Consider the following 23545-nt stretch of genomic DNA (forward strand, 5'->3'; position numbering starts at 1 on the left):
GGCCGACATCCGCAGGGGAAACCGCGCCTAAAGCGGGTTTGCAGCCAGATGAATCTGGATGTCCGCGATCAGCGCGGTAAAGGGTTCGGGCGCAGGTGTTTGCCCCGTAACCCACTGATAAAGGTCGTGATCATTCTCGCTCAGCATGTCGTCATAGAGCGACAATGCCGCGTCATCCATCGTCGCGAGACGGGTTGCGGCATAAGAAGGTAAAATGAGATCCATTTCCTTAATACCTCGCCGCATGGAGCGCATATGCAGACGTTTGACCTTGTGTTCGTGCAGCTCAGCCATGGGTGTTCCCTTTGAAAATCCGGCGTAGTTTCTTTTCGAGACGGCCCATTTGTTCGGCCCGTTTCAACAGATCGGCGCGCATGTCGCGCAGTTCGATCAATGCTTCTTTGATATTGGCGTCGCTGGCGGCTGTGTCATCGGGGGCGTCGATGCCTTCGCCCTCGCCGTTGATCAGCCACATCATCGACACGCCCAGAACCCCGGCGAGCGTGGACAGGCGGTTGGCGCGGGGTTCGGACAGGTCGTCTTCCCAGCCGCGCAGGGTGGATTGCTTGATCCCCAACCGCTTGGCGAGCGCGGCTTGCGTCATATCCGCGTTCTCGCGCGCGGCGGCGACCCGGTCGCCAAAGGTTGCCACGTCGGATGCGTACCAGTCTTCGTTCTCGGCCATTGCGTCTCTCCTGTTTGGACCGATCTGGCTTGATCGGTGCGGGGGTGCGCCCTATGAGGGTGCTGCACACATATCAAACTGAGGCCGAAATGGAACTGCTGTCCAAGACCCTTGCGCGCGTAAAACCGTCGCCCACCATCGCCGTGACCCAAAAAGCTGCCGAGCTGAAGGCCGCAGGCAAGGATGTGATCGGGCTGGGTGCCGGAGAGCCGGATTTCGACACGCCGCAGAATATCAAGGACGCCGGGATCGCCGCGATCACCGCGGGCAAGACCAAATACACTGCCGTGGACGGTATCCCCGAGCTGAAGCAGGCGATTTGCGCCAAGTTCAAGCGCGACAACGGGCTGGACTATACGCCGTCTCAGGTCAGCGTCGGCACGGGTGGCAAGCAGATCCTGTACAACGCGCTGATGGCCACGATGAACCCCGGCGAAGAGGTCGTGATCCCTGCGCCCTATTGGGTCAGCTACCCCGATATGGTGCTGCTGGCCGGTGGCACGCCGGTGATTGCCCCCGCGACGCTGGAGAATGATTTCAAGCTGACCCCAGAGGCCTTGGAAGAGGCGATCACCCCCAATACGAAATGGTTCATCTTCAACTCGCCCTCGAACCCCACAGGCGCGGGCTATAGCTGGGATGAGTTGAAGGCGCTCACCGATGTGCTGATGCGTCACCCCCATGTCTGGGTGATGACCGATGATATGTATGAACATCTGGCCTATGATGATTTCAAATTCTGCACCCCCGCGCAGGTGGAGCCCGCGCTGTATGACCGGACATTGACGGTCAACGGTGTGTCCAAAGCCTATGCCATGACCGGCTGGCGCATCGGCTATGCCGCGGGGCCGGAAAAGCTGATCGGGGCGATGCGCAAGGTGCAGTCGCAATCCACGTCGAACCCCTGCACCGTCAGCCAATGGGCCGCGGTGGAGGCGTTGAACGGCACGCAGGATTACATCGCCGAGAACAACAAGATGTTCACCCGCCGTCGCAATCTGGTGGTGGACATGCTGAACGAGATCGACGGCATCGTCTGCCCCAAACCCGAAGGCGCGTTCTATGTCTATCCGTCCATCGCAGGGTTGATCGGCAAGACCACCCCGTCGGGCGTCACCATCACCGATGACGAGGTTTTCGCCACAGCGCTGCTGGAAGACACCGGTGTTGCCGTCGTCTTTGGCGCGGCCTTTGGCCTGAGCCCGAACTTCCGCATCAGCTATGCCACCTCGGACGAGGCGCTGAAAGAAGCCTGCACTCGTTTGCAGCAGTTCTGCGCCGCGCTGAGCTAAGCCAGACCGTAAAGGAGCCCCCATGGCGAGCGACCTGCCAGAGTATTACTTTCGCGTGCGCGAGAATGGCGCGGCGGTGTTTCGCGTGGATGCAGAGAACCGCCAGCGGCGGATCGAGATGGACCAGATCGCCGTTGTGAACATCCGCAACGGCGAGATCAAACCCCAAGGCGATCGCGTGCTGTCGGACAGCGATCTGGAGCGTATCCGCCAGTGGATGACCGAGCGCGCACAGGTGCTGGCGCAGCGCGACATCGACGATATCCACCGTGCGGTGGATTATCTGAACCTGACAACGCAGTGGGTGCAGTCAAAGGCCACGGACGACCAGCTTGATGCCGTCACCGACGCGCTGCTGTTGGCGATGCATGATCTGCGCAGCACGTTGGTGCGCAAGAAGGCCGACCGGCTGCCCTAGGCGGCTGCCAGTCAGCAGGTGGTGTTACGCGGCTGCGGGGTCTGTTGGCCCCAGACGTTTCAGAACGCTGCCCCAGAAGCGCGCGTTCAGCAGGATCGCCGCCACCCCAAGACCAAAGACCAGCCCGAGCCAGACGCCGACCCCTTCAAGATCGAAGACAAAGCCCAGCAGATACGACGCGGGCATGCCCACGATCCAATAGCTGAAGCCCGCAAGGAGCATCGGCACGGTGGTGTCCTGCACCCCGCGCAGAATGCCCAAGGCCACGGCCTGCGCGCCATCGACAAGCTGGAACAGTGACGCCATCGCCAGCAGCCCCACCCCGATCACAAGGATCTGGTCGCGCGCGGGTTCGTCACGTTGCATGAACAGGTTGATCAGCGGTTCGGGCCACATCACGAAGACAAAGATCGTCAACACGGCGACCAGCGCCGACATCACCGTCGCGGTGATCGCGCCACGCGCCAGATGCGCCGGATCGCGGCGGCCATAGGCATTGCCTGCGCGGATCGTGGCCACGTTGCTGATACCAAGGTGCACCATAAAGGTGATTGATGCCAGTTGCAGCGCGATGCCGTGGGCGGCCAGCGCTACGGTGCCCAGCCACCCCATCATGACGGCGCTGGCGGCAAAGAGCCCGACCTCGCTGAGCCCCGTGAACCCAATGGGCAGGCCAAGGCGGAAAACACGGGCCAACATCTCCCAATCAGGGCGCCAGAGGCGGACAAACATCTGGTGTTGCGGCATTTTCCACAGCACATAGATCACCACGGCGACCAGCGACACGCTGTGCGACGTGACAGAGGCGATGGCCGCACCGCGCACGCCAAGCTCTGGCGCGCCCCAGTTGCCGAAGATGAACGCATAATTGGCCAGCACATTCGCAACGCCCGCCAGCAGCGTGATCCAGAGCACGACCTGTGTGCGTTCCAGCGCGGCGAGGTAGCTTTTCAGCACCATGACCATCAGCGCGGGGAAGATACCCCAAGCAGCGATGAACAGATAGCCGTCGACCATATCGGCCAGCGCCTGATCCTGCCCCATCAACGCCATGATCGGCCGCGACCAGATCATCAGCGGCAGCGCCAGCACGGCAAAGCCCATCGACAGCCACATGCCCATACGGGTGGCGCGGCGCAGGCCGACCTCGTCGCCCTCGGCGTCAAAGGCCGCGACCAGCGGCATCACGCCCCATGCAAACCCCGACCCGAAGATCAGCAGCACGAAGAAATAGGTGCTGGCGAGGGTGACAGCGGCCAGCGCCTCTACGCTGTACCAGCCCGCCATGACCGTATCGGAGACCCCGATCGCGATCTGCCCCAGATGCCCGCCTACAAGCGGAAGCCCCATCACGGTGATGGCTCGGGCGTGGCCCGGATATGTCATTTGCTGTGTCATGCGCCTTTCCTACGCCGCCCTGCCCGCAAGGGGAAGAGCCGATGACCTAGGGGAAGGCAGCGCGGCGGTCTGCGTGGTCGGGCGGGCTTGCACCCTGCGGCTGGCCGCGCCACAGTCGCGACACCAATGTTGGGAGGATACCGCCTTGCACAACCGCATCGATCTGCTGCGCCCCGACGCGCCAGCGCTGGCGCAGCGTGGCCCCCATCCCGTCGGCGTGACCACCCTGACCGCCCCTGTGTCCGACACGCGCCAATTGACGCTAGAGGTCTGGTATCCGGCGGCCGACGGCACGGGTGCGGGGACGTCCTATGCCACCTTGCTGCGCGACGGGGTGACGCCGACTGTGCTGCACGGGTCGGCCTGCCGCGAGGCTTTTGTCGCCGCGGGCTTTTCCGCGCCGCTGATCGTGATCTCGCACGGGTATCCCGGCAACCGCTTTTTGCTGAGCCATCTGGCGGAATCCCTTGCGCGCCAAGGCTTTGTTGTGGCGGCACCCGATCACGCGGGCAGTACCTACGAGGATCAGCAAGCCTTCGGGGTGACGTTGCTGAACCGTCCGCTGGACCAGCGCGCGGTGATTGACGCGATGGAGGCGCTGACGGGCCCCTTGGGCGATCTGGTGGCGTGTCGCCGCGTCGGGCTGATCGGCTATTCCATGGGCGGCTACGGGGCGATGATCTTTGGCGGGGCCGGTCTGGCCGAGACGGCGTTGCAGCATCCCCGCGCGCCCGAGGGCGGCAGCCTTGCGCGGCATCTTGCGGGGTCAAAGACCCACGCCGCCCTGCGCGACCCGCGGCTGTGCGCGATCATGCCCATCGGCCCTTGGGGCAACGGGCAGGCGATGTGGGATGCCGATGGGCTGGCGCAGATGGACACGCCGCTGTTCATGATGGCCGGCACCGTCGATGATGTATCAGACTATGCCGCGATGCGCCGCCTCTTCACCGGCTGCGCCAGCGACCGCTATTTGTTAAGCTTTATCAACGCGGGCCATAATGCCGCCGCGCCGATCCCTGCCCCGCTGGAAAGCTGGGCGCATTCGGATCTGCTGGGGTGGGCACCGTTCCAGCACTATGCCGATCCGGTCTGGGACACGCTGCGCATGAACAACATCGCGCAACATTATGCGGCGGCCTTTATGGGGATGCATCTGCGCGGCGACGACACGGCAGGGATGCTGGACGGGGCTGACTGGCCCGGTTTCGCCCCGGGCTCTGCCGCAGGGCTGCGGCTGGAGCATTTGCCCGCAGGCCCCGCCCCGGACAAACCGAAAAGGAAGACGATATGACCGCCCATTGGACCGAAACCCGCCAGATCAACGGCAATCCTTTCTTTATTCGCCACTGGGGCGATGAGAACGCGCCCAAGCTGCTGATGCTGCACGGCTTTCCCGAATATTCGGGCGCGTGGAACGATCTGGCCCCGCTGCTGGCAAAGCGGTTCCATTGCATCGCCCCCGACCAGCGCGGCTATGGGCAAAGCTGGCGACCCGCCGAGGTAGAGCAGTATAAGACATCGAAGCTGGTGTCGGATATGGCGGCGTTGATCGGGGACGAGCCCGTGATCCTGCTGGGCCATGACTGGGGGGCCTCTGTCGCCTATGCGCTGACCATCGGGCGGCCTGATCTGGTATCGAAACTGATCATCATGAACGGCGTCCACCCCGCCCCCTTCCAGCGCGAGCTGGCCAAGGGCGGCGCGCAGACGGATGCGTCGCAATACATCCATTTCCTGCGCCGTGAGGGGTCAGAGGATATTCTGGCCGCGGATGATTTCGACAAGCTGATGGGGCTGTTCTCGGCGCATATGGATATGAGCTGGCTAGAGGGTGAGACGCTGGCGGGCTACAAGCAAGCGTGGCGCGATGCGGCGGGGCTGCGCGGGATGGTGAACTGGTATCGCGCCTCTCCGCTGAAGCTGGGGGCCGAGGGCGAGGCGATTGACGATGCGCTGAGCTTTGATCCGGCGCGGTTGCAGGTGCGCTGCCCGCATCTGCTGGTCTGGGGCACCGATGATACCGCGCTGCTGCCCGAGACGACCCGCGGGCTTGAGGACTACGCCCCTGACCTGACCCGCGCCCCCATCGAGGGCGCGGATCACTGGCTGCACCACCAAAAACCGCAAGAGGTGGCGGAGGCCATTCTGAACTGGCTTTAGGCCACGCCTGCCCCGTCCCGCGCGTTATTTACGGGCGCGGGTAAAGACCATTTTCTGCTGGTGCAGATCGGCAGGATCGCCCATCCACGCATAGGCCAGAAGCGCCGGTTCGCGGTCGCCCACCGTGATCCGGTGCAGATGTTCGGGCGGGTTAAAGATCATCGAACCGGGCACATAGACGCCCTGATGATTTTCCGACACCGCGCCGGACAGGCAGACGTAGCTTTCGGTTATCCCCTTATGGGCATGGGCCGGATAGGTGCAGCCCGGCGCGAAGAGCACCACGCCCAGAATGATATCATGGCTGACAACCGGCCCCTGCGCCCCTGCCAGTTCGGCATAGGCATAGCTGTTGGTCAGCCCCTTGGGGACTTTCTCGTAGCCGTATTGCCAGCTGAGGTCATGGGCCACGGCATCCAGCGCCCGGACCGCGGGGGCCAAGGCCCCCTGCTTGCCCTCGTCCAGCGCGCGGCGCAGATGGGCGGTGACGGGCTTTTCCGCACGCGGCTGCAACCGCAGTTCGGCATTGCCCCGCAGCAGCCTAGCGATGGCCTCGCGCGCCTTGCGTTGATGGCTTTTGATCCGGTCGCTGCCGCCCGCGGGCAGGTAGCGATAAAGCTCGTCACATTCCTGCATCATATAGCGCCAGTCGGGCACATCGCGCAGGGTGGTGGGAGCAGCGGTGTCAAACGTCATGGCAAGCCTTCCAACGGTTTCCTGCCCCGATGATAGCAAAGGCACAGCCGCAGGAAACACCGCATTGCGACGTCATCCGCCCTTCCCCCGACCATAGCGCTCTGGCATAGTGGGAGGCTCAACAAAAGCAACAGACAGGCAGGCCCCTACATGTCCGATCTTCTTTCCGGTGCGCAGAGCAACGCCAAGGAATATGATGCCTCTTCGATCCAGGTTCTTGAGGATATGGAGCACGTGCGCCTGCGCCCCGGCATGTACATCGGGGGCAAGGACGATCGCGCGCTGCACCATATGGTCGCGGAAATCATCGATAACTCGATGGACGAGGCCGTCGCGGGCCATGCCACCTGGATTGAACTGGAACTGCATGAAAACGGCCATGTCACCGTGCGTGACAACGGGCGCGGCATCCCCACCGATCCGCACCCCAAAGACCCCAGCAAATCGGCGCTGGAGATCATCTTTTGCACACTGAACGCGGGCGGCAAATTCTCGGGCGATTCGTACGAGACTTCGGGCGGTCTGCACGGCGTCGGGTCGTCCGTGGTCAACGCGCTGTCGGATCACCTGCGGGTCGAGGTCGCGCGCAACCGCGAGCTGTTCGCGATGGAGTTTTCGCGCGGCATCCCCCAAGGCAAGCTTGAAAAGATCGGCGCGGCCCCGAACCGGCGCGGCACGGCTGTCACCTTCCACCCCGATGCAGAGATTTTTGGCCCGCTCAAGCTCAAGCCCGCGCGGCTGTTCGCGATGGCGCGGTCCAAGGCCTATCTGTTTTCCGGCGTCGAAATCCGCTGGAAATGCGGCCAGCAGGACGGCGACACCCCGCAAGAGGCGACGTTCCACTTCCCCGGCGGCCTGTCGGACTATCTGAACGAAACGCTGAAAGGGTCGACAACCTACGCCGAGCATCCCTTTGGCGGCACCGTCGACTTCCGCGAGAAATTCAACGCACCGGGCAAGGTCGAATGGGCGATCAACTGGACACCGTCGCGCGATGGCTTCATCCAGTCCTATTGTAACACCATCCCCACCCCCGAAGGCGGCACCCACGAGGCGGGCTTCTGGTCCGCGATCCTGAAGGGTGTCAAAGCCTACGGAGAGCTGGTCGGCAACAAGAAGGCCGGCACCATCACCCGCGACGATCTGATCACCGGCGGCTGTGCGCTGGTGTCCTGCTTTATCCGCGAGCCTGAATTCGTCGGCCAGACCAAGGACCGTCTGGCGACGGTGGACGCGCAGCGCATGGTGGAAAACGCCGTGCGCGACCACTTTGACAATTGGCTGGCGGCGGATACCAAAAGCGCGGGTGCGATCCTTGATTTCCTTGTGCTGCGCGCCGAAGAACGCCTCCGCCGCCGTCAGGAAAAAGAGACCGCGCGCAAGACCGCCACGAAAAAGCTGCGCCTGCCCGGCAAGCTGACCGACTGTACCTCCAAGACCCGCGAAGGCACCGAGCTGTTCATCGTGGAGGGCGATTCCGCTGGTGGCTCCGGCAAGGGCGCGCGCAACCGGAACACGCAAGCCTTGCTGCCGCTGAAGGGCAAGATCCTCAACGTGTTGGGGGCCGCGTCGAGCAAGCTGAACACCAATGCCGAGATCAACGATCTATGCGAGGCGCTTGGCGTCGGGATGGGCACGAAGTTCAACCTGGATGACCTGCGCTATGACAAGATCATCATCATGACCGATGCGGATGTCGACGGGGCCCATATCGCGGCGCTGCTGATGACGTTCTTCTACACCCAGATGCGCCCGATGATCGACGCCGGGCACCTCTACCTCGCGTGTCCGCCGCTTTACCGTCTGACCCAAGGGGCCAAGCGCGTCTATGTGGCGGATGATGCGGAAAAGGACATGTGGCTTGAGAAAGGCCTGGGCGGCAAAGGCAAGATCGATCTGCAACGGTTCAAGGGTCTGGGCGAAATGGACGCGAAAGACCTGAAAGAGACTACGATGGACCCCACCACCCGCAAGCTGATCCGCGTCACCGTCGACGAAGACATGCCCGGAGAGACCGGCGATCTGGTCGAGCGTCTGATGGGGAAGAAGCCCGAGCTACGCTACCAGTATATTCAGGAGAACGCCCAGTTTGTGGAGGAGCTGGATGTTTGATTGGGGGGGATGAAAACAGGTGATCTATGAATCTGGGATATGGCGAAAGGGCTTAATTTCAGCATCGTCTCAAATTCATCGGTTTATGAAACTTCGGCGCTACCGAGAAGATTCCATTGCGATCACAGAACGCGAAATAATGATAGGTTTTTTCGCGGTGCGAAAACTGATCGATTCAAAACTTAAGTTATCGCCCAACTTTGCTAAAAAACTCATTCCTGTAGAAAGGTTTCAATCAGTTGAAGCTATGGGAAGTTTTGAACGATTTGATTTCTACGATCATTACGATTTAGACAATTCAATTCCGGACGAAGTCACAACTTTGTATTTGTCTAACCAGTTTATTCACTCTCTCCTTTTTAATTTTTCATGGGACGAACATGATAGACCTCTCGGAGTACATTTCACCTCGGATTATGATCGAACTAAACACTGCTTCCACATAAGTTTGCAGCAAATTGCATTAGTTTTTGAAGAAGCCGCCGCGAGCAAAGCGGTGAGCTATCGATTGCAAGATGACCCCAAAGGAGGTCGAAATATAGTTGCTACAAACTAACACTAGCCCGAGGCCCCGCCTCGGGCCGCGCCCGACCCTCCCGACGGGAGGGCGCACTTCGTGCCCCCTGGTCTTCGACCGCTCCAGCCTCAAACTGTCCCCCGGACAGTTTGCAAGACGGCCTCCGCCCCAGGGTCAGGCGCGGCCCTTAACATCTGTTCCGCAGGATATCTGCTCCGCCCGTTCGCCCCTGAAACCTTCCCCCGGAAGGTTTTCAACACGGGCCTCACGTCAAAAATACCGCTTGATCCGCACTGCGCTTTCACTCAACGTTTCGCCATGATCCGAGCTTTCATCCTCCTTATGTTTCTGGCCTCTTGCGGGCGGCCGTTGACCCAGAATGAACTGCTGTTCGCGGGCGACATCATGGGGGATACGCTCAATTACCCCAAGGTGCGGCTGCATGACGGGTCGCCCTCGCGCGGGGTGACGATGACGCGCAAGGCGCGGCCGCGCACGACCTGTCGCGAACGTATCCTGCCGCCCGAAAAGGTCGGCGAGGTGATCACTACCAAACCCGCTGCCGTGGCGTTGTGGAATACGGTGCTGTTTGACGAAGACTGGTATCTGGACGATTACTTGCCCGACTATCCCGACCGGATCGGGCTGATCGCGGCGATGATCTTTGCCCATGAGCTGACCCATATCTGGCAGTGGCAGAACCGCAAGACGACGGGCTATTCGCCGCTGCGTGCGGCGTTTGAACATGGCGGCGGGGCAGACCCGTATCTCTTTGATCTGGAGAGCGACCCGAAGTTTCTGGATTTCGCCTTTGAACAACAAGGCTCTATCGTCGAGGAATTCGTCTGCTGTCGTGCGTTGGACCCGCAGGCACCGCGCACCAAACGGCTGCATGCGCTGATCTCGCAAGAAATGCCCGTAGCACCCCTGCCCCAAAGCCGGCCCTATGCGGTGCGGATGCCCTGGGACGGGGTCGAGGTGAACGGGATCTGTAGTTAACGCTGGATGCTTTCAAGATAGACCAGCAGCCCCGCCAGCACCCGTGGTGTGGGCGTCAACTGGCCATCCAGATCGACAGGCACCAGATCCAGCGCCATGCCCTCGCCAAACTGCGGCATCACCCGTTGCAGGTGGCTGTCTGTGGCGTCAACCGCCGGGTCGCCGTAGATGTAGGCCAGCGTTTTGGTCTGCGGAAACCGCCCGCCATTGTCGCGCGCCAGTAGGGTCAGGTCGCGGGGCTGCGGGCGAAGGCCCTTGGCCGCGGCACCGGCCCCTTGGGCGTTCAGCCCGTGGCATTGCACACAGTTTTCGGCAAAAAACACCGCTCCTTCCGCGCGGTCGGGGGCGTCGGGCGGGGTCTGTGCGGGCATACAGGCGGCCAGCCCCAGAAACAGCGGCACGCCGAGGGCGATTGTGGTTTTCATCATATGATCCTCCGGTAGGTCACGGGGATGCTTGCCCTTGGCGGGGGTCTTCGCCATGATCTGGATCAAGAAACGGGAAAAGATTAGGAATACTCATGGCGCATTATGCAGTTGTGATGCTTTTGGCCGGGGTTGGCATTCCCGTTCTGGCCGCGTTGAACGCAGGGCTTGGCAGCCGGATCGGATCCCCCGCAGCAGCGGCTACGGTGCTGTTTGTGGTGGCGTTTACAGTCAGCTTGCTGGTCGCGATGCTGGTGGGGCGGCAAGGGTTTGCGCAGATCCCCGCGGCCCCGAAGCATCTGCTGCTGGCCGGATTTCTGGTGGCTTTCTACATCCTGTCGATCACCTTTATCGCGCCGCATTTCGGCGTCGGCAACGCGGTGTTCTTTGTTCTGGTGGGCCAGCTTTTCAGCGCCGCGGCGATTGACCATTTCGGGCTGTTCGGCGCGCAGGTGGCGCCCTTGGGGGCCGCGCGGGCGGCTGGCATTGCCCTGATGTGTGCCGGTGTCTGGTTGACCCAGCAAGCCTGAGAACGATCAGGCCTCGTCTTGTAGTGGGTTGGTCAGCACAAAGAGGATTTCGTCCTCCGCCAAGGGGTTTTCGATCCCCGGCAGGGTGATGGTGAGCCCTGTGCTGAGCGTGACCGTCAACTCCCCATCCGCGACGGTCTGATCGGTGACAGAGGCGTTTTCATCGTCGGTTTCGACAATCAGCGCATCGGTGCCCACGTCATAATCGCTGACCGTGATCCCGCCCGTGGCACCGTAGATCGCGGTGAAGCTGTCCGCGCCCGTGCCCCCGATGCCGGTGTCATTCGCCCCCAATCGCAGGCTGTCGTCGCCGTCTTCGCCGATCAGCTCGTCCGCGACCCCGTCGTCGCTGCCGTCTTGGGCGTTGACCCCACCCGAAAGCGTGTCATTGCCCTGCCCGCCAAACAGGATGTCGCGCCCGTCGGTGCCTTGCAATGTATCATCCCCCGCCGTGCCGGTTTGCGACTGTGTGTCATCCTCGGGCGGTTGCGCGGTGTCGTCGATATTCTCGACCGCTGGATCGTCCGCGGTCGGCGTGTCGGTTGGCGCGTCGGCTTCAGGCGCTGCCGGATCGGGGGTCAGCGCATCGTCCATGCCCGCGCCCGTGGTCGTCCCCATATCGGGCATGCCGATGGGGATTTCTTCGTCCTCGACCTCATCCTCCGTATCATCGCCGAACGGGTCAAACACGGCCAGCATGGGGCCGAAAGCGGCAAAGAGCATGACGAGCAAAGGTGACATGGCAACATCCTGTTTTGACACAGTTTGCCCCCTGCTCGTGGCGCCAGTTGGGTCTGGGTAAGGATAAATTAAGGCAGCCGCCTTAAAGCGCGACGAGCTGCCCTGCTTCAAGCCGGATCTGGCGGTCCATCCGCGCGGCAAGCTCAAGGTTATGGGTCGCGATCACCGCCGACAGCCCCGTGCCCCGCACCAGCGTCATCAGCGCGGCAAAGACCTGATCCGAGGTGGTCGGATCAAGGTTGCCTGTGGGCTCATCCGCCAGCAGCAGCCGCGGCGCATTGGCCAGCGCACGACAGAAAGCGACCCGTTGCTGTTCGCCCCCCGACAGCGCCGCCGGGCGGTGGTCGGCGCGGTGGCCGATACCGACCTCGTCCAACAGCGACAGCGCGCGGGTCTGCGCCTCGGACTGCGAGACACCGTTCGCCAGCTGCGGCAGGACGATATTTTCCAGTGCGGAGAATTCAGGCAGCAGGTGGTGGAACTGATAGATAAACCCCACATCACGCCGCCGCACACCTGTACGTTTGCGATCGGACTGCCCTGTCATATCGGTGCCGCCAATCTCGACCGTGCCGGCGTCGGGCGTGTCCAGCAGCCCCGCGATATGCAGCAGCGTTGACTTGCCCGCGCCAGAGGGGGCGACCAGTGCGACGACCTCTCCAGCGGCGACGGTCAGGTCGATGCCGCGCAGCACGTTGACCTCGTTCGGTTGGCCGGGGTTGTAGGATTTGCCAATCCCCGAGAGCCGCAAAACAGGATCATTCATAGCGCAGCGCCTCGACTGGGTTCATGCGCGCGGCACGGCGCGCGGGGAAGATGGTAACGACGAAGGACAGGCCAAGCGACAGGCCGATGGCCGACATCACGTCACCGAATTGCAGTTTGGCGGGCAGGAAGTAGATGCCACGGATCGACGGATCCCATGCGTTACCCCCCGAGAGGTAGTTCACGACGGCGAAAATCTGATCGACATAGAGCGCGAAGAGACAGCCAAGGATCACCCCCATCGCGGTCCCGATGATGCCCGTGAAGGCCCCGCAGATGAAGAACACGCGCAGGATCGACCCTTCGCTTAGCCCCATGGTGCGCAGGATCCCGATGTCGCGCCCCTTGTTCTTGACCAGCATGATCAGGCCCGAGACGATGTTCATCGCCGCGATCAGCACAAGGATGCTGAGGATCACGAACATCACGCGGTCCTCGATATCCAGCGCGCTTAAAAACGAACCCGACGCATCACGCCATGTCCAGATCAGGCCGCGTTCCCCCGCGGCGGATAGCAGCGGCACGGTCAGATCATCCACGCTATCGGGGTTTTCGACCATCACCTCAAGCTCGTCGGCGACGCCTTCGCGGTTGAAGAAGGATTGCGCCTCGGCCAGAGGCAGATAGGCGCGGGTGCGGTCGATGTCATAGCGCCCGGCCGAGAAGATATAGGTCACCTCGTAACCATTCACGCGGGGCGATGTGCCAAAGGCGGTTTTCACCCCGTTCGGAGAGATGATCTTGATCGTATCGCCCAAGCCGACCCGCAGTGCTTGTGCCACGCCGGACCCGATGGCGATGCCCTGTTCGAAATCGGCCAGATCGCCGTCGGCGGTTTCGGGGTTGGCGATGCGCGGGATATTGGCCAGATCGGCGGCCTCAATGCCGAAAATCTCGATCCCCGCGTTGGCCTGCCCCTTATTGGCCATCACCTGACCGCGCACCAAAGGGGCCACCTGTGTCACGCCCGGCACCTGGGCCACACGCGCGGCCATCTCGGTGTAATCGGGTATCCCCGTCTGGGACACGCCGTTCTCATCCACCGACGCCATATTATACACGGTCACATGGGCATTGGCCCCAAGGATCGTATCGACAAATTCAGCCCGAAAGCCCGACCGCACGGCAAGGGTCGCGATCAGGGCAAAGACCGCCAGCGTGATCCCGATCAGGCTGATCCAGGTCATCACGCTCACGCCACCTTCGGCGCGACGCGCACGCAGATAGCGCCAGGCGATCATCCATTCAAAAGGGGCGAAGGGCGGTGTCGAGGATACTGGTTTGGCCAAGGGATGGTTCCGATCTGGGATCAATCGCGCGCAACCTCGCGGTTTCGGCGCATCGGGTCAAGCGAGGAATAGGGTCAAGCGAGGAGTGGTCGCGCGGCAGCTTGTACCGCAGGTAAAGGTGCGCGTGTCAGCGGCCCTGCGCCGGTATGCGGGCACCGCGCCGCCGGAACGGGGCGCGTAACAGTCGCAGCAGCACCCCCAGCCCCAAGCCGCCCGCGACAAAGCCCGCGCCCGCAAACACCACCCCGGCAAAGTTCAACGGTACGGCGGGCTGAAACGCCTGCCACGCCGCCCCCGCGATCTGCGGGTCCGACATCTGCGGCAGGTGGTAGGCGCGCATGAAAGGCCCCTGCCCCTGCAATCGGGTCAGGGCGGTTTGCAATGTCTCGTAGCGGGTAAAGGTCGCGGCCATATCGGCGCGGCGACGCTCCATAAACGCGGTGCCGGTCATCTGCGCCAAGGCATCGCTGCGCGACAGGCCGACCGCTTGGGCGCTGGCATCGAAATCGGCAACGACCTCGTGCAGCGCATCGACCGCCCCGCCCAACCGTTGCAGATATTGCTGTGAGTATTCGGGGAATTGCGAGGTCACCGCCGCGCCCGCCACACCGCCAGCAAGGGTCAGCGCCCGCAGGATCATGAAACGCCCCAAAGGTCCGTTGTGTAGCGCTTCATGATCCGCCCCCGTTTTTCAAGGCCCCACGTTCCAAGGCCCGTCGTTAAAGGTTAAGCGATACCGCGATAAATCCCGGCGATCTTTTCGACCGCGGCCTCGGGCGTCATCTCTTCGCTTTCGCCGGTGCGGCGCGAGGTCAGCTCGACCACACCGTTTTTCAGCCCCCGCGGCCCGACGGTGATCCGCCATGGCAGACCGATCAGGTCCATCGTCGCGAACTTGCCACCCGCGCGTTCCTTGGTGTCGTCATACAGCGGGTCCAGACCCAGAGCCTGCAGGCTGGCATACAGCGCCTCACAGGCCGCATCCGCCTGTTCGTCGCCCTGCTTGAGGTTCACAATCCCCACATGGAACGGCGTCACGCCCTCAGGCCAGATGATGCCCTTGTCGTCATGCGATGCCTCGATGATCGCGCCCAGCAGACGGCTGACGCCGATGCCGTGCGACCCCATGTGCACCGGCACGGGCTTGCCGTCGGGCCCCTGTACGGTCGCCCCCATCGGTTCGGAATATTTCGTCCCGAAATAGAAGATCTGCCCGACTTCGATCCCGCGCGCGCTGCGCTGGCGTTCGGCGGGGACTTCGGCAAAAAGCGCTTCGTCATGGGTCTCGTCCGTGCGGGCATAGCGCGAGGTGAACTCCTCCATCACGGCCTGACACTGGTCGACGGAATCATAGTCGATCTCGCGGTCGCCGAACTTCAGCTCGGTGATCTGGCTGTCATAGAACACCTCGGATTCGCCGGTTTCCGCCAGCACGAGGAATTCATGCGTGTCGTCGCCGCCGATCGGGCCGGAATCCGCGCGCATCGGGATCGCCTGGAGCCCCATGCGCTCGTAGCTGCGCAGATAGGTCACCAGATGGCGGTTATAGGCGTGCAGCGCATCTTCTTTTGTCAGATCAAAGGTATAGCCGTCCTTCATCAGGAACTCGCGGCCCCGCATCACGCCGAAACGGGGGCGGACCTCGTCGCGGAATTTCCACTGGATGTGGTACAGCGTCATCGGCAGGTCCTTGTACGACCCGACGTGGCTGCGGAAGATATCGGTGATCATTTCTTCGTTCGTGGGACCATAAAGCATATCGCGGTCCTGACGGTCCTTGATGCGCAGCATCTCGGGGCCATAGGCGTCAAAGCGGCCGGATTCCTTCCACAGGTCCGCCGATTGCAACGTCGGCATCAGCATCGGGATGTGGCCCGCACGCTGCTGTTCTTCGTGCACGATGGTTTCGATCTTGCGCAGCACCTTGAAGCCAAGCGGCAGCCACGAATAGATCCCCGCCGCCGATTGCTTGATCATGCCCGCCCGCAGCATCAACCGGTGGCTGACAATCTGCGCCTCAGAGGGGTTTTCCTTGAGCACAGGCAAAAAATAACGGGACAGACGCATGATGATCCTCTCAGAGTGAATTGGCACCTGACTATGATAATCCCCGCGCCGAGACAATCACGAAGAGACGGGGCACCAACAGACGGGGCACCAAGAAGCGGGGCACCAGGTCACGCGTCCCGCAACTGATTGACCCTCGGCGCACAGACGCGTTTGTTGTCAGCGGCACAAAACAAAAAGGACGCCCCATGACCATGATCCTAGAGCCCGCGCGCGAAACCCCTGTGATCCACGAGACCGGCGTGCTGGTGATCGGCTCGGGCCCCGGTGGTCTGGCCGCGGCCCTTGCCGCCGCCCGCGCCGGGGCAGAGGTGACGCTGCTCGACCGGTTCGGCTGCTTTGGCGGCAATATCACCGTGGTCGGGGTCGAAGGCTTTGCCTGGTACCGCCATGAACAGACGATAGAGGCCGGCGGCATCGGCTGGGAATTCGAGGAACGCGCCAAGGCGATGGGGGCAGCCAGCCCTGAATCCCAATCGCTCAGCTATGAGCTGGACAGCGAGGGGTTCAAACTTGTCGCCGACCGGCTGGTGACCGAAGCAGGCATCCACCCGATGCTGCACCGCCAGTTCGTAGCGCCCATCATGGAGGGCGACACGATCCGGGGTGTCATCGTCGAATCAAAAGCGGGCCGCGAGGCGATCCTCGCCAAGATCGTGATCGATGCCACGGGCGACGCCGATGTCGCCCACCGTGCCGGTGCCCCGACCTACAAGACCCCGGTCGAGGAGATGCAGGCCGCCTCGGTCATGTTCCACATCTCGGGCGTCGATAAGGCGGCCTTCATGGCGGGGGTCAAGGCCGACCCGCAGACTTACGCCAATTGGTCCACAGGCGAATGGGTGGTCGAAACCGATGGCAAGGAAGACGCGATGTTCTCTCCGTTTCTGGCCAAACCCTTTGCCCAGGCCATCCGCGACGGGCGTATGCCCGCCAACCTCAATACCATCGGGGGCACATGGGGCGCTGTGCATGACAGTGGCGAAATGACCTATATGAACCTGATCCACCTTGCGGAATGCGACGGCACCGACCCCGACAGCATGACCCGCTTCGAGATCGAGGGCCGCGCGCAGGCGATGCACGCGATTGACGCGCTCAAGGCCTATACGCCGGGCTGCGAGACCGCGCGGCTGCGCAATTTCGGCATGAGCATCGGCATCCGCGATACGCGCAAGATCGACGCGGTCTACAATATGACCGAAACCGACGTGCGCCAGCAGGCCCGCTTTGACGACAGTATCGGCATCTACCCCGAGTTCATCGACGGCTACGGCGTGTTGATCATCCCCACCACGGGGCGCTACATGCATATCCCCTACCGTGCGATGCTGCCCAAAGGGGTGAAGAATCTGCTCGTCGCGGGCCGCGCCATCGGCGGCGATAAAATTGCCCATGCCGCCACGCGCAACATGGCGTGCTGCACAGTGGCGGGCCAAGGCGCGGGCGTCGCGGCGGCCATCGCGCTGGCTTCGGGCTGCCCGCTGGACGCCGTCCCGCTGGAGCGCGTGCAAAAAACCCTGCAAGATCAGGGCGTCCGCCTGCATTGACCGCGCCACGCCCGCTTCCAAATGGCTCTAAATCCTCGCCGAAGGCACCTGCCCTATCGGCGGGTGCTGCCGATCCATTTCACCTCGGGCCTTGAAAAACCGGCCCCGTTGCGCAATGTCGACCGAAACCAGAATGCGAGGATGCGGCATGGGCCTGCCTATCAGAGATCAGATGAAATACTGGGGTGTCGCGGGGGCGCTTTTTCTGGTGTTCCTGTGGTTCACCGGTGACGTGCTGCTGCCGTTTCTGATCGGGGCGGCGATTGCCTATTTCCTGGATCCCGTGGCCGACCGGCTTGAAGCCATGGGGCTGAGCCGCGCGATGGCCACGATGGTGATCACGCTCGTCGCCTTGCTGATCTTCGTGCTGATGGCGCTGCTGGTGATCCCGACCTTGATCAATCAGGCCGTCAACCTGTTCGAGGTCGCCCCCGAGCTGGCCCGCAATTTCACCAATTTCCTGACCGAACGTTTCCCCGCCCTGCTGGACGAAGGATCGACGCTGCGCAGCTCGATCAACTCTATCGGGTCGACCATTCAGGAACGGGGCGGCGAGGTGCTGAACACGGCGATCTCCTCGGCGGCGTCGCTGCTGAACGTGATGGTGCTGTTTGTGATCGTGCCGGTGGTTGCCGTCTATCTGCTGCTGGACTGGGACCGTATGGTCGCCCAGATCGACCGTTTGCTGCCACGCGACCACGCGCCGGTGATCCGTCGCCTTGCGCGTGACATCGACCGCACGCTGGCGGGGTTCATCCGCGGCATGGGCACCGTCTGCCTGATTTTAGGGGCCTACTATGCCATCGCACTGATGCTGGTGGGGCTGCAATTCGGCCTTGTCGTGGGCTTTATCGCGGGTCTGGTCACCTTCATCCCCTATCTCGGCGCGGTTCTGGGCGGAGCCTTGGCCATCGGTCTGGCGCTGTTCCAGTTCTGGGGGGATTGGTTCTCGATCGGGATGGTGGCGGGCATCTTCGTGCTCGGCCAGATGATTGAAGGCAACTTCCTCACCCCCAAGCTGGTGGGCAATTCGGTCGGGCTGCATCCGGTCTGGCTGATCCTCGCGCTGTCGGTCTTTGGCTCTTTGTTCGGCTTTGTCGGCATGCTGGCCGCCGTGCCGATTGCCGCCGCCCTTGGCGTGATTGCACGCTTCGCGACCGAGCAATATGTCGAAAGTTCGCTGTATCAGGGCACGCAGCGCAAGACCTTGGACGAAACGGCGGACTGACACGATGGCACAACAGCTTGGACTTGACCTTCCCAGCCGCCCCGCACTGGGACGGGACGACTTTTTCGTCGCCCCGTCCAACGCGATTGCCGTGGCCATGATCGAGGGCTGGCAGGCCTGGGCGGGGCGCAAGATGGTGCTGACCGGCCCGCCCGGATCAGGCAAGACGCATCTGGCGCATGTCTGGGCCAATCTGTCCGGCGCAGGTATCGTCGACGCGCGCGACATTGCCACAGGCGATATCCCCGCGCTGGCCCAAGGCCCGCTGGCGGTCGAGAACGTCCCCGACATCGCGGGCGATAATGCGGCCGAGACGCATCTTTTCCACCTGCACAATCTGGTCCTGGCCGAAGGCCATAGCCTGCTGCTGACCGGCACCCCGGCGGTGCCCCAATGGGGGCTGCATCTGCCTGATCTGACCAGTCGCATGCGCGCGGCGACGGCGGCCGCACTTGAAGCGCCCGATGACAGCCTGCTCACGGCCGTCATGGCCAAGCTGCTGGCCGACCGCCAGCTGACCCCCAAACCCGACGTGATCCCCTATCTGCTGCTGCGCATGGACCGGTCTTTCGCAGCTGCCGGTGATCTGGTCGCGGCCCTGGATGCCGCCAGTCTGGCGCAACAAAAACCGGTGACACGGGCGCTGGCCGCACAAGTGCTGGACAATGGGTTTAACGCCGCGCGATAATCTTCTCAGATTTCGTCACAAACCCATTACAATGCAACGCCATAAGGCCGTCATGACAAACGCTGACTTTCTCGAATCCGCCTTCGTGCCGCCGCAGGATATGCCCGATCTGGACATCACCGGCCCCGGTCGTTTCTATAACCGCGAGCTCAGCTGGCTCGGGTTCAACTGGCGTGTTCTCGAAGAGGCCAAGAACCCCCGCGTGCCGCTGCTGGAACGCCTGCGCTTCCTGTCGATCTCGGCGGGCAACCTTGACGAATTCTATACCGTGCGTGTCGCCGGCCTGCGCGAGCTGGCTCAAGCGGGCAACACCACCCCCGCCAGCGACGGGCTGACCCCTGCCCAGCAACTGGTGCTGATCAACGAAGACGCGCGCAAGCTGATGACCGAACAACAGCGCGTGCTGGTCGATCTGATGTCCGAGATGGACGACCAGAATATCATGCTCGAACGCGCCGCTGATCTGGACGAGGCCGATCTGGCCTATCTTGACGATGTATTCCTGCACCGCGTCTTTGCGGTTCTGACCCCGCTGGCGATTGACCCCGCGCACCCCTTCCCCTTCATCCCCAACACCGGCTACGCGCTGGCGCTGCAACTGGAACGCACCAGCGACAAGCGCCCCCTTCAGGCGCTGCTGCCGATCCCGGCGCAGATCGACCGTTTCGTCGCCCTGCCCGCCGCCGAAGGGTCGCTGCGGTTCCTGCCGCTCGAAGATCTGCTGGTGCTCAAGGTGCCGGGGCTGTTTCCGGGCTACAAGCTCAAGGCGCATTTCGAATTCCGCGTGCTGCGCGACAGCGATCTTGAGGTCGAGGAAGAGGCCGAAGACCTGGTGCGCGAATTCGAGGTCGCCCTGAAACGCCGTCGCCGCGGCGAGGTCGTGCGCCTGACCCATTCCGCCGGTGCCCCCGAAAAGCTGAAATCCGTGGTCATGGCCGAACTGGGCGTGCGCCCGCAGGATGTGATCGAACTGGACGGGATGATCGGCATCAACGACCTGTCCGAACTGGTGACCGATAGCCGCCCCGATCTGCTCTGGCCGCAATTCACCCCGCGCATCCCCGAACGCGTGACCGACCACGAAGGCGATATGTTCGCCGCGATCCGGTCCAAGGACATGCTGCTGCACCACCCCTACGAGACCTTCGATATGGTGGTCCGCTTTCTGGCACAGGCCGCGCGCGATCCCGATGTGGTGGCGATCAAACAGACGCTCTACCGCACCTCGCGCGACAGCCCCATTGTCGAGGCGCTGTGCGAAGCCGCCGAAGACGGGAAATCCGTCACCGCGCTGGTCGAGCTCAAGGCGCGCTTCGACGAGGCTGCCAACATCCGCCAGTCGCGCCGGCTGGAACGCGCAGGCGCACATGTCGTCTATGGGTTTCTCGACCTCAAGACCCATGCCAAGATCTCGACCGTGGTGCGCCGCGAGGGCGATCAACTGGTCACCTATACCCACTATGGCACCGGCAACTATCACCCGATCACCGCACGGATTTATACCGATCTGTCGCTGTTCACCTGTGACCAGAAGCTGGGCCGTGACGCGACCAAAGTGTTCAACTACCTGTCGGGCTACGCGCAACCCGACACGCTGGACAACCTCGCCATCTCGCCCATCTCGTTGAAGCCGCGACTGCTGGCGATGATCGCCGCCGAGGCCGACCATGCCGCCGCTGGCAAACCGGCAGAGATCTGGGCCAAGATGAACTCCATCGTGGATGCGGATGTGATCGACGCGCTTTACGCCGCGAGCCAGGCCGGGGTAAAAATCAGCCTGGTGATCCGCGGCATCTGCGGGTTGCGCCCCGGCATCAAGGGGCTATCCGAAAACATCCGCGTGAAATCCATCGTCGGGCGCTTCCTGGAGCATTCACGCATCGTCTGCTTTGGCAATGGCTACGGGCTGCCGCATAAGAAATCGCGGGTCTTCATGTCCTCCGCCGACTGGATGGGCCGCAACCTGACCCGCCGCGTCGAAACCCTGGTCGAGATCGAGAACCCCACCGTCAAGGCGCAGATCACCAGTCAGGTCATGGCGGCCAATCTTGCGGATGTGGCGCAAAGCTGGGTCATGTCCCCCGATGGCAGCTTTGCCCGCCCCGAGATTGCAGAAGGCACCTTCGCCTTCAACTGCCACCGCTTCTTCATGGAGAACCCCTCTCTCTCCGGGCGTGGCACGGCGGGCGCATCCGACGTCCCGAAACTGACCCATACCGAAGACTAACCGCTTCATTTTGCCTGTAAACTCTCGCCGAAGGCGCATCTGTCCGATTGCGTTCCCGCTGGCGTTTATATCCCCCCATCACGGCGGGGTTTTTCACTTGCCCGTTTGCGTTAACGATTGACGCGGCGGGCCGGCTGGGCCAACTTGCCCCCCAAACAAAGGCCCCCGCAGGAGCGTCCGTGGCAGATAAAACCGACACCCCTCCGCCCTCTCCCGTCCCCGAAACGGGCGTCGCTGATCTGGGCCTGTTCGGCAAACCCCTGTTCCAAGACCCATCGGCCCGTGCGCTGGCGCGTGTGGGTGTGGTCGATGTGGGGTCGAACTCTGTCCGGTTGGTGGTGTTTGACGGGGCCGCGCGGTCGCCTGCCTATTTCTACAACGAAAAAATCATGTGCGCCCTTGGGGCGGGCATGGCCGAAACAGGTCATCTGTCGCCCGAAGGCCGGGTCCGCGCCCTCTCTGCCATGCGCCGCTTCAGCAAGCTGGCACAGGGCATGGGCCTGTCCGAGCTGACCGTCGTCGCCACCGCCGCCGTGCGCGATGCCAGCGACGGGCGTGATTTCTGCGACGAGGTGCAGCGCGAGACGGGCCTGAAGATCTGGGTCATCGACGGCGAGGAAGAGGCGCGGCTGTCAGCGCAGGGTGTTTTGCTGGGCTGGCCCGGTGCCTTTGGTCTGGTCTGCGACATCGGCGGGTCGTCGATGGAGCTGGCGGAAATCTCGGGCGGGCGCGTGGGCAAACGGGTGACCTCGGCGCTCGGGCCGCTGAAATTGCGCGACATCAAGGGCGGTGCCAAGGCACGGCAGGCGCAGATCAAGACGGTGATCGAAGGGCTGGCCGAAAAGATGGGCGCACAGCGCGACCGTCTGTTTCTGGTGGGCGGCTCATGGCGCGCGATTGCGCGCATCGACATGGTGCGCCGCGGCTACCCGCTGCACGTGCTGCATGAATACCGGATGACCCCGAAATCCGTCCGCGAGACGGTGAAACACATCCAGACCAGCGACCATGAAGAGCTGCGCAAGATCAGTGGCGTCTCCTCCAGCCGGATGGCGTTGGTGCCCTTTGCCGCCGAAGTGCTGTCGCGGCTGGTCAAGACCTTCAAACCCAAGGATATCGCGATCTCCAGCTACGGGATCCGCGAGGGGATGCTGTACGAACAGATGCCCCAACGCCTGCGCGACCGCGATCCTCTGATCGAGGCCTGCCGCTTTGCAGAAGCCAAGGACGCGCGCACACCGGGGTTCGGCAAGGCGCTGTTCGACTTTATCCTGCCGCTCTATAAATCTGCGCCGCCGCAGCGCAAACGTCTGGTCAAGGCCGCCTGCCTGCTGCACGACGTCAGCTGGCGCGCGCATCCCGACTACCGCGCCGAAGTCTGTTTCGACAATGCGACGCGGGCGAATCTGGGCGGGCTGAAACACTCAGAACGGATCTATCTGGGGCTGGCGCTGCTGCACCGCTATTCCAACAAGCGCGAGAATACCCGTTTCGAAGACCTCTATGAAATGGTCGATGAAAAGACACGGCTAGAGGCTGAAATTCTGGGCAAGGCCATGCGCTTTGGCGCGATGCTGTGGATGAACCCCGAGGAAGAGCGCGGCCACCTGCGCTGGTTCCCCAAGAAAAAGCTGCTGGAGCTGTGGCTGACCGACGACATGATGCCCCTGTTCGGAGAGGTCGCCGAAGCGCGGCTGAATTCCCTCGCCCTGTCCCTGGGGGCCGAGGTCCAGCTTAAGACCTGCAAGAAATAGCCTG

23 protein-coding genes are annotated in these 23545 nt (G+C 62.7%); 13 read left to right on the forward strand and 10 right to left on the reverse strand.

What is annotated here, in order from left to right:
• Positions 1 to 27: 27 nt before the first annotated feature.
• Both ACNQ62_RS07180 and ACNQ62_RS07185 read right to left on the reverse strand, forming a co-directional pair.
• Positions 28 to 294 carry a succinate dehydrogenase assembly factor 2 gene (locus ACNQ62_RS07180; protein ID WP_037943808.1) on the reverse strand — a complete coding sequence of 89 codons (267 nt, stop codon included), beginning with the start codon at positions 292 to 294 and terminating at the stop codon, positions 28 to 30.
• The gene (locus ACNQ62_RS07185; RefSeq protein WP_168592392.1) at positions 287 to 685 is read right to left on the reverse strand and encodes a helix-turn-helix domain-containing protein; all 399 of its coding nucleotides are present in this window, start codon (positions 683 to 685) and stop codon (positions 287 to 289) included. The genes ACNQ62_RS07180 and ACNQ62_RS07185 overlap by 8 nt, the downstream gene beginning before the upstream one ends.
• 89 nt (positions 686 to 774) lie before the next feature.
• Here ACNQ62_RS07185 and ACNQ62_RS07190 point away from each other — a divergent pair, with 89 nt between their 5' ends.
• Together ACNQ62_RS07190 and ACNQ62_RS07195 are read left to right on the forward strand one after the other, a co-directional pair.
• Positions 775 to 1977, forward strand: coding sequence for a pyridoxal phosphate-dependent aminotransferase (locus tag ACNQ62_RS07190; protein ID WP_180829118.1), 1203 nt, complete (start codon positions 775 to 777; stop codon positions 1975 to 1977).
• Between the two features lie 22 nt (positions 1978 to 1999).
• Positions 2000 to 2395 carry a hypothetical protein gene (locus ACNQ62_RS07195; RefSeq protein WP_180829116.1) on the forward strand — a complete coding sequence of 132 codons (396 nt, stop codon included), beginning with the start codon at positions 2000 to 2002 and terminating at the stop codon, positions 2393 to 2395.
• A gap of 24 nt (positions 2396 to 2419) precedes the next feature.
• Here ACNQ62_RS07195 and ACNQ62_RS07200 read toward each other — a convergent pair whose 3' ends face one another.
• Complete coding sequence (locus ACNQ62_RS07200; protein WP_005852382.1) at positions 2420 to 3793, reverse strand: MATE family efflux transporter; 1374 nt, start codon at positions 3791 to 3793, stop codon at positions 2420 to 2422.
• Between the two features lie 145 nt (positions 3794 to 3938).
• On the opposite strand from ACNQ62_RS07200, the gene ACNQ62_RS07205 reads away from it, so the two are divergent.
• Positions 3939 to 5084 carry an alpha/beta hydrolase family protein gene (locus ACNQ62_RS07205; RefSeq protein ID WP_418094503.1) on the forward strand — a complete coding sequence of 382 codons (1146 nt, stop codon included), beginning with the start codon at positions 3939 to 3941 and terminating at the stop codon, positions 5082 to 5084.
• The gene (locus tag ACNQ62_RS07210; RefSeq protein ID WP_418094504.1) at positions 5081 to 5953 is read left to right on the forward strand and encodes an alpha/beta fold hydrolase; all 873 of its coding nucleotides are present in this window, start codon (positions 5081 to 5083) and stop codon (positions 5951 to 5953) included. The genes ACNQ62_RS07205 and ACNQ62_RS07210 overlap by 4 nt, the downstream gene beginning before the upstream one ends.
• Before the next feature lie 24 nt (positions 5954 to 5977).
• Here the strand turns inward: ACNQ62_RS07210 and ACNQ62_RS07215 are convergent, their stop codons facing one another.
• Positions 5978 to 6649, reverse strand: coding sequence for a dimethylsulfonioproprionate lyase family protein (locus ACNQ62_RS07215; RefSeq protein ID WP_005852376.1), 672 nt, complete (start codon positions 6647 to 6649; stop codon positions 5978 to 5980).
• Positions 6650 to 6799: 150 nt separating this feature from the next.
• Between ACNQ62_RS07215 and ACNQ62_RS07220 the strand changes: the two genes are divergently transcribed.
• From ACNQ62_RS07220 to ACNQ62_RS07230, 3 genes are all read left to right on the forward strand, one after another.
• Complete coding sequence (locus tag ACNQ62_RS07220; protein ID WP_005852372.1) at positions 6800 to 8761, forward strand: DNA gyrase/topoisomerase IV subunit B; 1962 nt, start codon at positions 6800 to 6802, stop codon at positions 8759 to 8761.
• A 19-nt stretch (positions 8762 to 8780) separates the two neighbouring features.
• Positions 8781 to 9317: a hypothetical protein gene (locus ACNQ62_RS07225; RefSeq protein WP_418094505.1), complete on the forward strand. Its 537-nt coding sequence runs from the start codon at positions 8781 to 8783 to the stop codon at positions 9315 to 9317.
• Between the two features lie 279 nt (positions 9318 to 9596).
• The gene (locus tag ACNQ62_RS07230; RefSeq protein ID WP_005852368.1) at positions 9597 to 10277 is read left to right on the forward strand and encodes a hypothetical protein; all 681 of its coding nucleotides are present in this window, start codon (positions 9597 to 9599) and stop codon (positions 10275 to 10277) included.
• On the opposite strand, the gene ACNQ62_RS07235 is transcribed toward ACNQ62_RS07230, so the two are convergent.
• Positions 10274 to 10759, reverse strand: coding sequence for a c-type cytochrome (locus ACNQ62_RS07235; protein WP_418094506.1), 486 nt, complete (start codon positions 10757 to 10759; stop codon positions 10274 to 10276). The two genes, ACNQ62_RS07230 and ACNQ62_RS07235, sit on opposite strands and share 4 nt — an antisense overlap.
• Before the next feature lie 38 nt (positions 10760 to 10797).
• On the opposite strand from ACNQ62_RS07235, the gene ACNQ62_RS07240 reads away from it, so the two are divergent.
• Complete coding sequence (locus ACNQ62_RS07240; protein WP_005852364.1) at positions 10798 to 11232, forward strand: DMT family transporter; 435 nt, start codon at positions 10798 to 10800, stop codon at positions 11230 to 11232.
• A 6-nt stretch (positions 11233 to 11238) separates the two neighbouring features.
• Here ACNQ62_RS07240 and ACNQ62_RS07245 read toward each other — a convergent pair whose 3' ends face one another.
• The 5 genes from ACNQ62_RS07245 to proS all read right to left on the reverse strand — a co-directional run bounded on the left by ACNQ62_RS07245 (position 11239) and on the right by proS (position 16094).
• Positions 11239 to 11973 carry a calcium-binding protein gene (locus tag ACNQ62_RS07245; protein WP_418094507.1) on the reverse strand — a complete coding sequence of 245 codons (735 nt, stop codon included), beginning with the start codon at positions 11971 to 11973 and terminating at the stop codon, positions 11239 to 11241.
• Positions 11974 to 12055: 82 nt separating this feature from the next.
• Positions 12056 to 12739 carry an ABC transporter ATP-binding protein gene (locus tag ACNQ62_RS07250; RefSeq protein WP_005852360.1) on the reverse strand — a complete coding sequence of 228 codons (684 nt, stop codon included), beginning with the start codon at positions 12737 to 12739 and terminating at the stop codon, positions 12056 to 12058.
• Positions 12732 to 13979: a lipoprotein-releasing ABC transporter permease subunit gene (locus tag ACNQ62_RS07255; RefSeq protein ID WP_005852358.1), complete on the reverse strand. Its 1248-nt coding sequence runs from the start codon at positions 13977 to 13979 to the stop codon at positions 12732 to 12734. The genes ACNQ62_RS07250 and ACNQ62_RS07255 overlap by 8 nt, the downstream gene beginning before the upstream one ends.
• Positions 13980 to 14154: 175 nt before the next feature.
• Positions 14155 to 14667, reverse strand: coding sequence for a DUF2937 family protein (locus ACNQ62_RS07260; protein ID WP_168592399.1), 513 nt, complete (start codon positions 14665 to 14667; stop codon positions 14155 to 14157).
• Positions 14668 to 14753: 86 nt separating this feature from the next.
• Positions 14754 to 16094, reverse strand: coding sequence for a proline--tRNA ligase (gene proS / locus ACNQ62_RS07265; protein ID WP_037963099.1), 1341 nt, complete (start codon positions 16092 to 16094; stop codon positions 14754 to 14756).
• Between the two features lie 188 nt (positions 16095 to 16282).
• Between proS and ACNQ62_RS07270 the strand changes: the two genes are divergently transcribed.
• From ACNQ62_RS07270 to ppx, 5 genes are all read left to right on the forward strand, one after another.
• Positions 16283 to 17644, forward strand: a complete 1362-nt coding sequence (locus ACNQ62_RS07270) for an FAD-dependent oxidoreductase (RefSeq protein WP_418094508.1) — start codon at positions 16283 to 16285, stop codon at positions 17642 to 17644.
• Between the two features lie 148 nt (positions 17645 to 17792).
• The gene (locus ACNQ62_RS07275; RefSeq protein ID WP_184582600.1) at positions 17793 to 18872 is read left to right on the forward strand and encodes an AI-2E family transporter; all 1080 of its coding nucleotides are present in this window, start codon (positions 17793 to 17795) and stop codon (positions 18870 to 18872) included.
• Between the two features lie 4 nt (positions 18873 to 18876).
• Positions 18877 to 19560 (forward strand): chromosomal replication initiator DnaA, encoded by a 684-nt coding sequence (locus tag ACNQ62_RS07280; protein WP_418094509.1) that lies wholly within the window; start codon positions 18877 to 18879, stop codon positions 19558 to 19560.
• 52 nt (positions 19561 to 19612) lie between these two features.
• On the forward strand, positions 19613 to 21787 hold the full coding sequence (locus ACNQ62_RS07285) for an RNA degradosome polyphosphate kinase (RefSeq protein ID WP_039911814.1): 2175 nt from the start codon (positions 19613 to 19615) through the stop codon (positions 21785 to 21787).
• Positions 21788 to 21966: 179 nt separating this feature from the next.
• Entirely contained in the window at positions 21967 to 23541 is a 1575-nt protein-coding gene (gene ppx, locus ACNQ62_RS07290) for an exopolyphosphatase (RefSeq protein ID WP_037954289.1), read from the forward strand.
• Positions 23542 to 23545 lie beyond the last annotated feature (4 nt).

Origin of the sequence: Sulfitobacter sp. SBS6, from assembly GCF_048285585.1 — a bacterium.
Classification (GTDB): domain Bacteria; phylum Pseudomonadota; class Alphaproteobacteria; order Rhodobacterales; family Rhodobacteraceae; genus Sulfitobacter; species Sulfitobacter pontiacus.

Excerpts from the sequence above, each read along its gene's own strand:
- ACNQ62_RS07285 (WP_039911814.1), top strand. The coding sequence starts at position 19,613 with ATGACAAACGCTGACTTTCTCGAATCCGCCTTCGTGCCGCCGCAGGAT.
- ACNQ62_RS07220 (WP_005852372.1), top strand. The coding sequence starts at position 6,800 with ATGTCCGATCTTCTTTCCGGTGCGCAGAGCAACGCCAAGGAATATGAT.
- ACNQ62_RS07195 (WP_180829116.1), top strand. The coding sequence starts at position 2,000 with ATGGCGAGCGACCTGCCAGAGTATTACTTTCGCGTGCGCGAGAATGGC.
- ACNQ62_RS07250 (WP_005852360.1), bottom strand. The coding sequence starts at position 12,739 with ATGAATGATCCTGTTTTGCGGCTCTCGGGGATTGGCAAATCCTACAAC.
- ACNQ62_RS07230 (WP_005852368.1), top strand. The coding sequence starts at position 9,597 with ATGATCCGAGCTTTCATCCTCCTTATGTTTCTGGCCTCTTGCGGGCGG.
- ACNQ62_RS07275 (WP_184582600.1), top strand. The coding sequence starts at position 17,793 with ATGGGCCTGCCTATCAGAGATCAGATGAAATACTGGGGTGTCGCGGGG.
- proS (WP_037963099.1), bottom strand. The coding sequence starts at position 16,094 with ATGCGTCTGTCCCGTTATTTTTTGCCTGTGCTCAAGGAAAACCCCTCT.
- ACNQ62_RS07210 (WP_418094504.1), top strand. The coding sequence starts at position 5,081 with ATGACCGCCCATTGGACCGAAACCCGCCAGATCAACGGCAATCCTTTC.
- ACNQ62_RS07260 (WP_168592399.1), bottom strand. The coding sequence starts at position 14,667 with ATGATCCTGCGGGCGCTGACCCTTGCTGGCGGTGTGGCGGGCGCGGCG.
- ACNQ62_RS07280 (WP_418094509.1), top strand. The coding sequence starts at position 18,877 with ATGGCACAACAGCTTGGACTTGACCTTCCCAGCCGCCCCGCACTGGGA.
- ACNQ62_RS07215 (WP_005852376.1), bottom strand. The coding sequence starts at position 6,649 with ATGACGTTTGACACCGCTGCTCCCACCACCCTGCGCGATGTGCCCGAC.
- ACNQ62_RS07200 (WP_005852382.1), bottom strand. The coding sequence starts at position 3,793 with ATGACACAGCAAATGACATATCCGGGCCACGCCCGAGCCATCACCGTG.
- ACNQ62_RS07245 (WP_418094507.1), bottom strand. The coding sequence starts at position 11,973 with ATGTCACCTTTGCTCGTCATGCTCTTTGCCGCTTTCGGCCCCATGCTG.
- ACNQ62_RS07235 (WP_418094506.1), bottom strand. The coding sequence starts at position 10,759 with ATGGCGAAGACCCCCGCCAAGGGCAAGCATCCCCGTGACCTACCGGAG.
- ACNQ62_RS07240 (WP_005852364.1), top strand. The coding sequence starts at position 10,798 with ATGGCGCATTATGCAGTTGTGATGCTTTTGGCCGGGGTTGGCATTCCC.
- ACNQ62_RS07270 (WP_418094508.1), top strand. The coding sequence starts at position 16,283 with ATGACCATGATCCTAGAGCCCGCGCGCGAAACCCCTGTGATCCACGAG.
- ACNQ62_RS07255 (WP_005852358.1), bottom strand. The coding sequence starts at position 13,979 with ATGATCGCCTGGCGCTATCTGCGTGCGCGTCGCGCCGAAGGTGGCGTG.
- ACNQ62_RS07185 (WP_168592392.1), bottom strand. The coding sequence starts at position 685 with ATGGCCGAGAACGAAGACTGGTACGCATCCGACGTGGCAACCTTTGGC.
- ACNQ62_RS07190 (WP_180829118.1), top strand. The coding sequence starts at position 775 with ATGGAACTGCTGTCCAAGACCCTTGCGCGCGTAAAACCGTCGCCCACC.
- ACNQ62_RS07180 (WP_037943808.1), bottom strand. The coding sequence starts at position 294 with ATGGCTGAGCTGCACGAACACAAGGTCAAACGTCTGCATATGCGCTCC.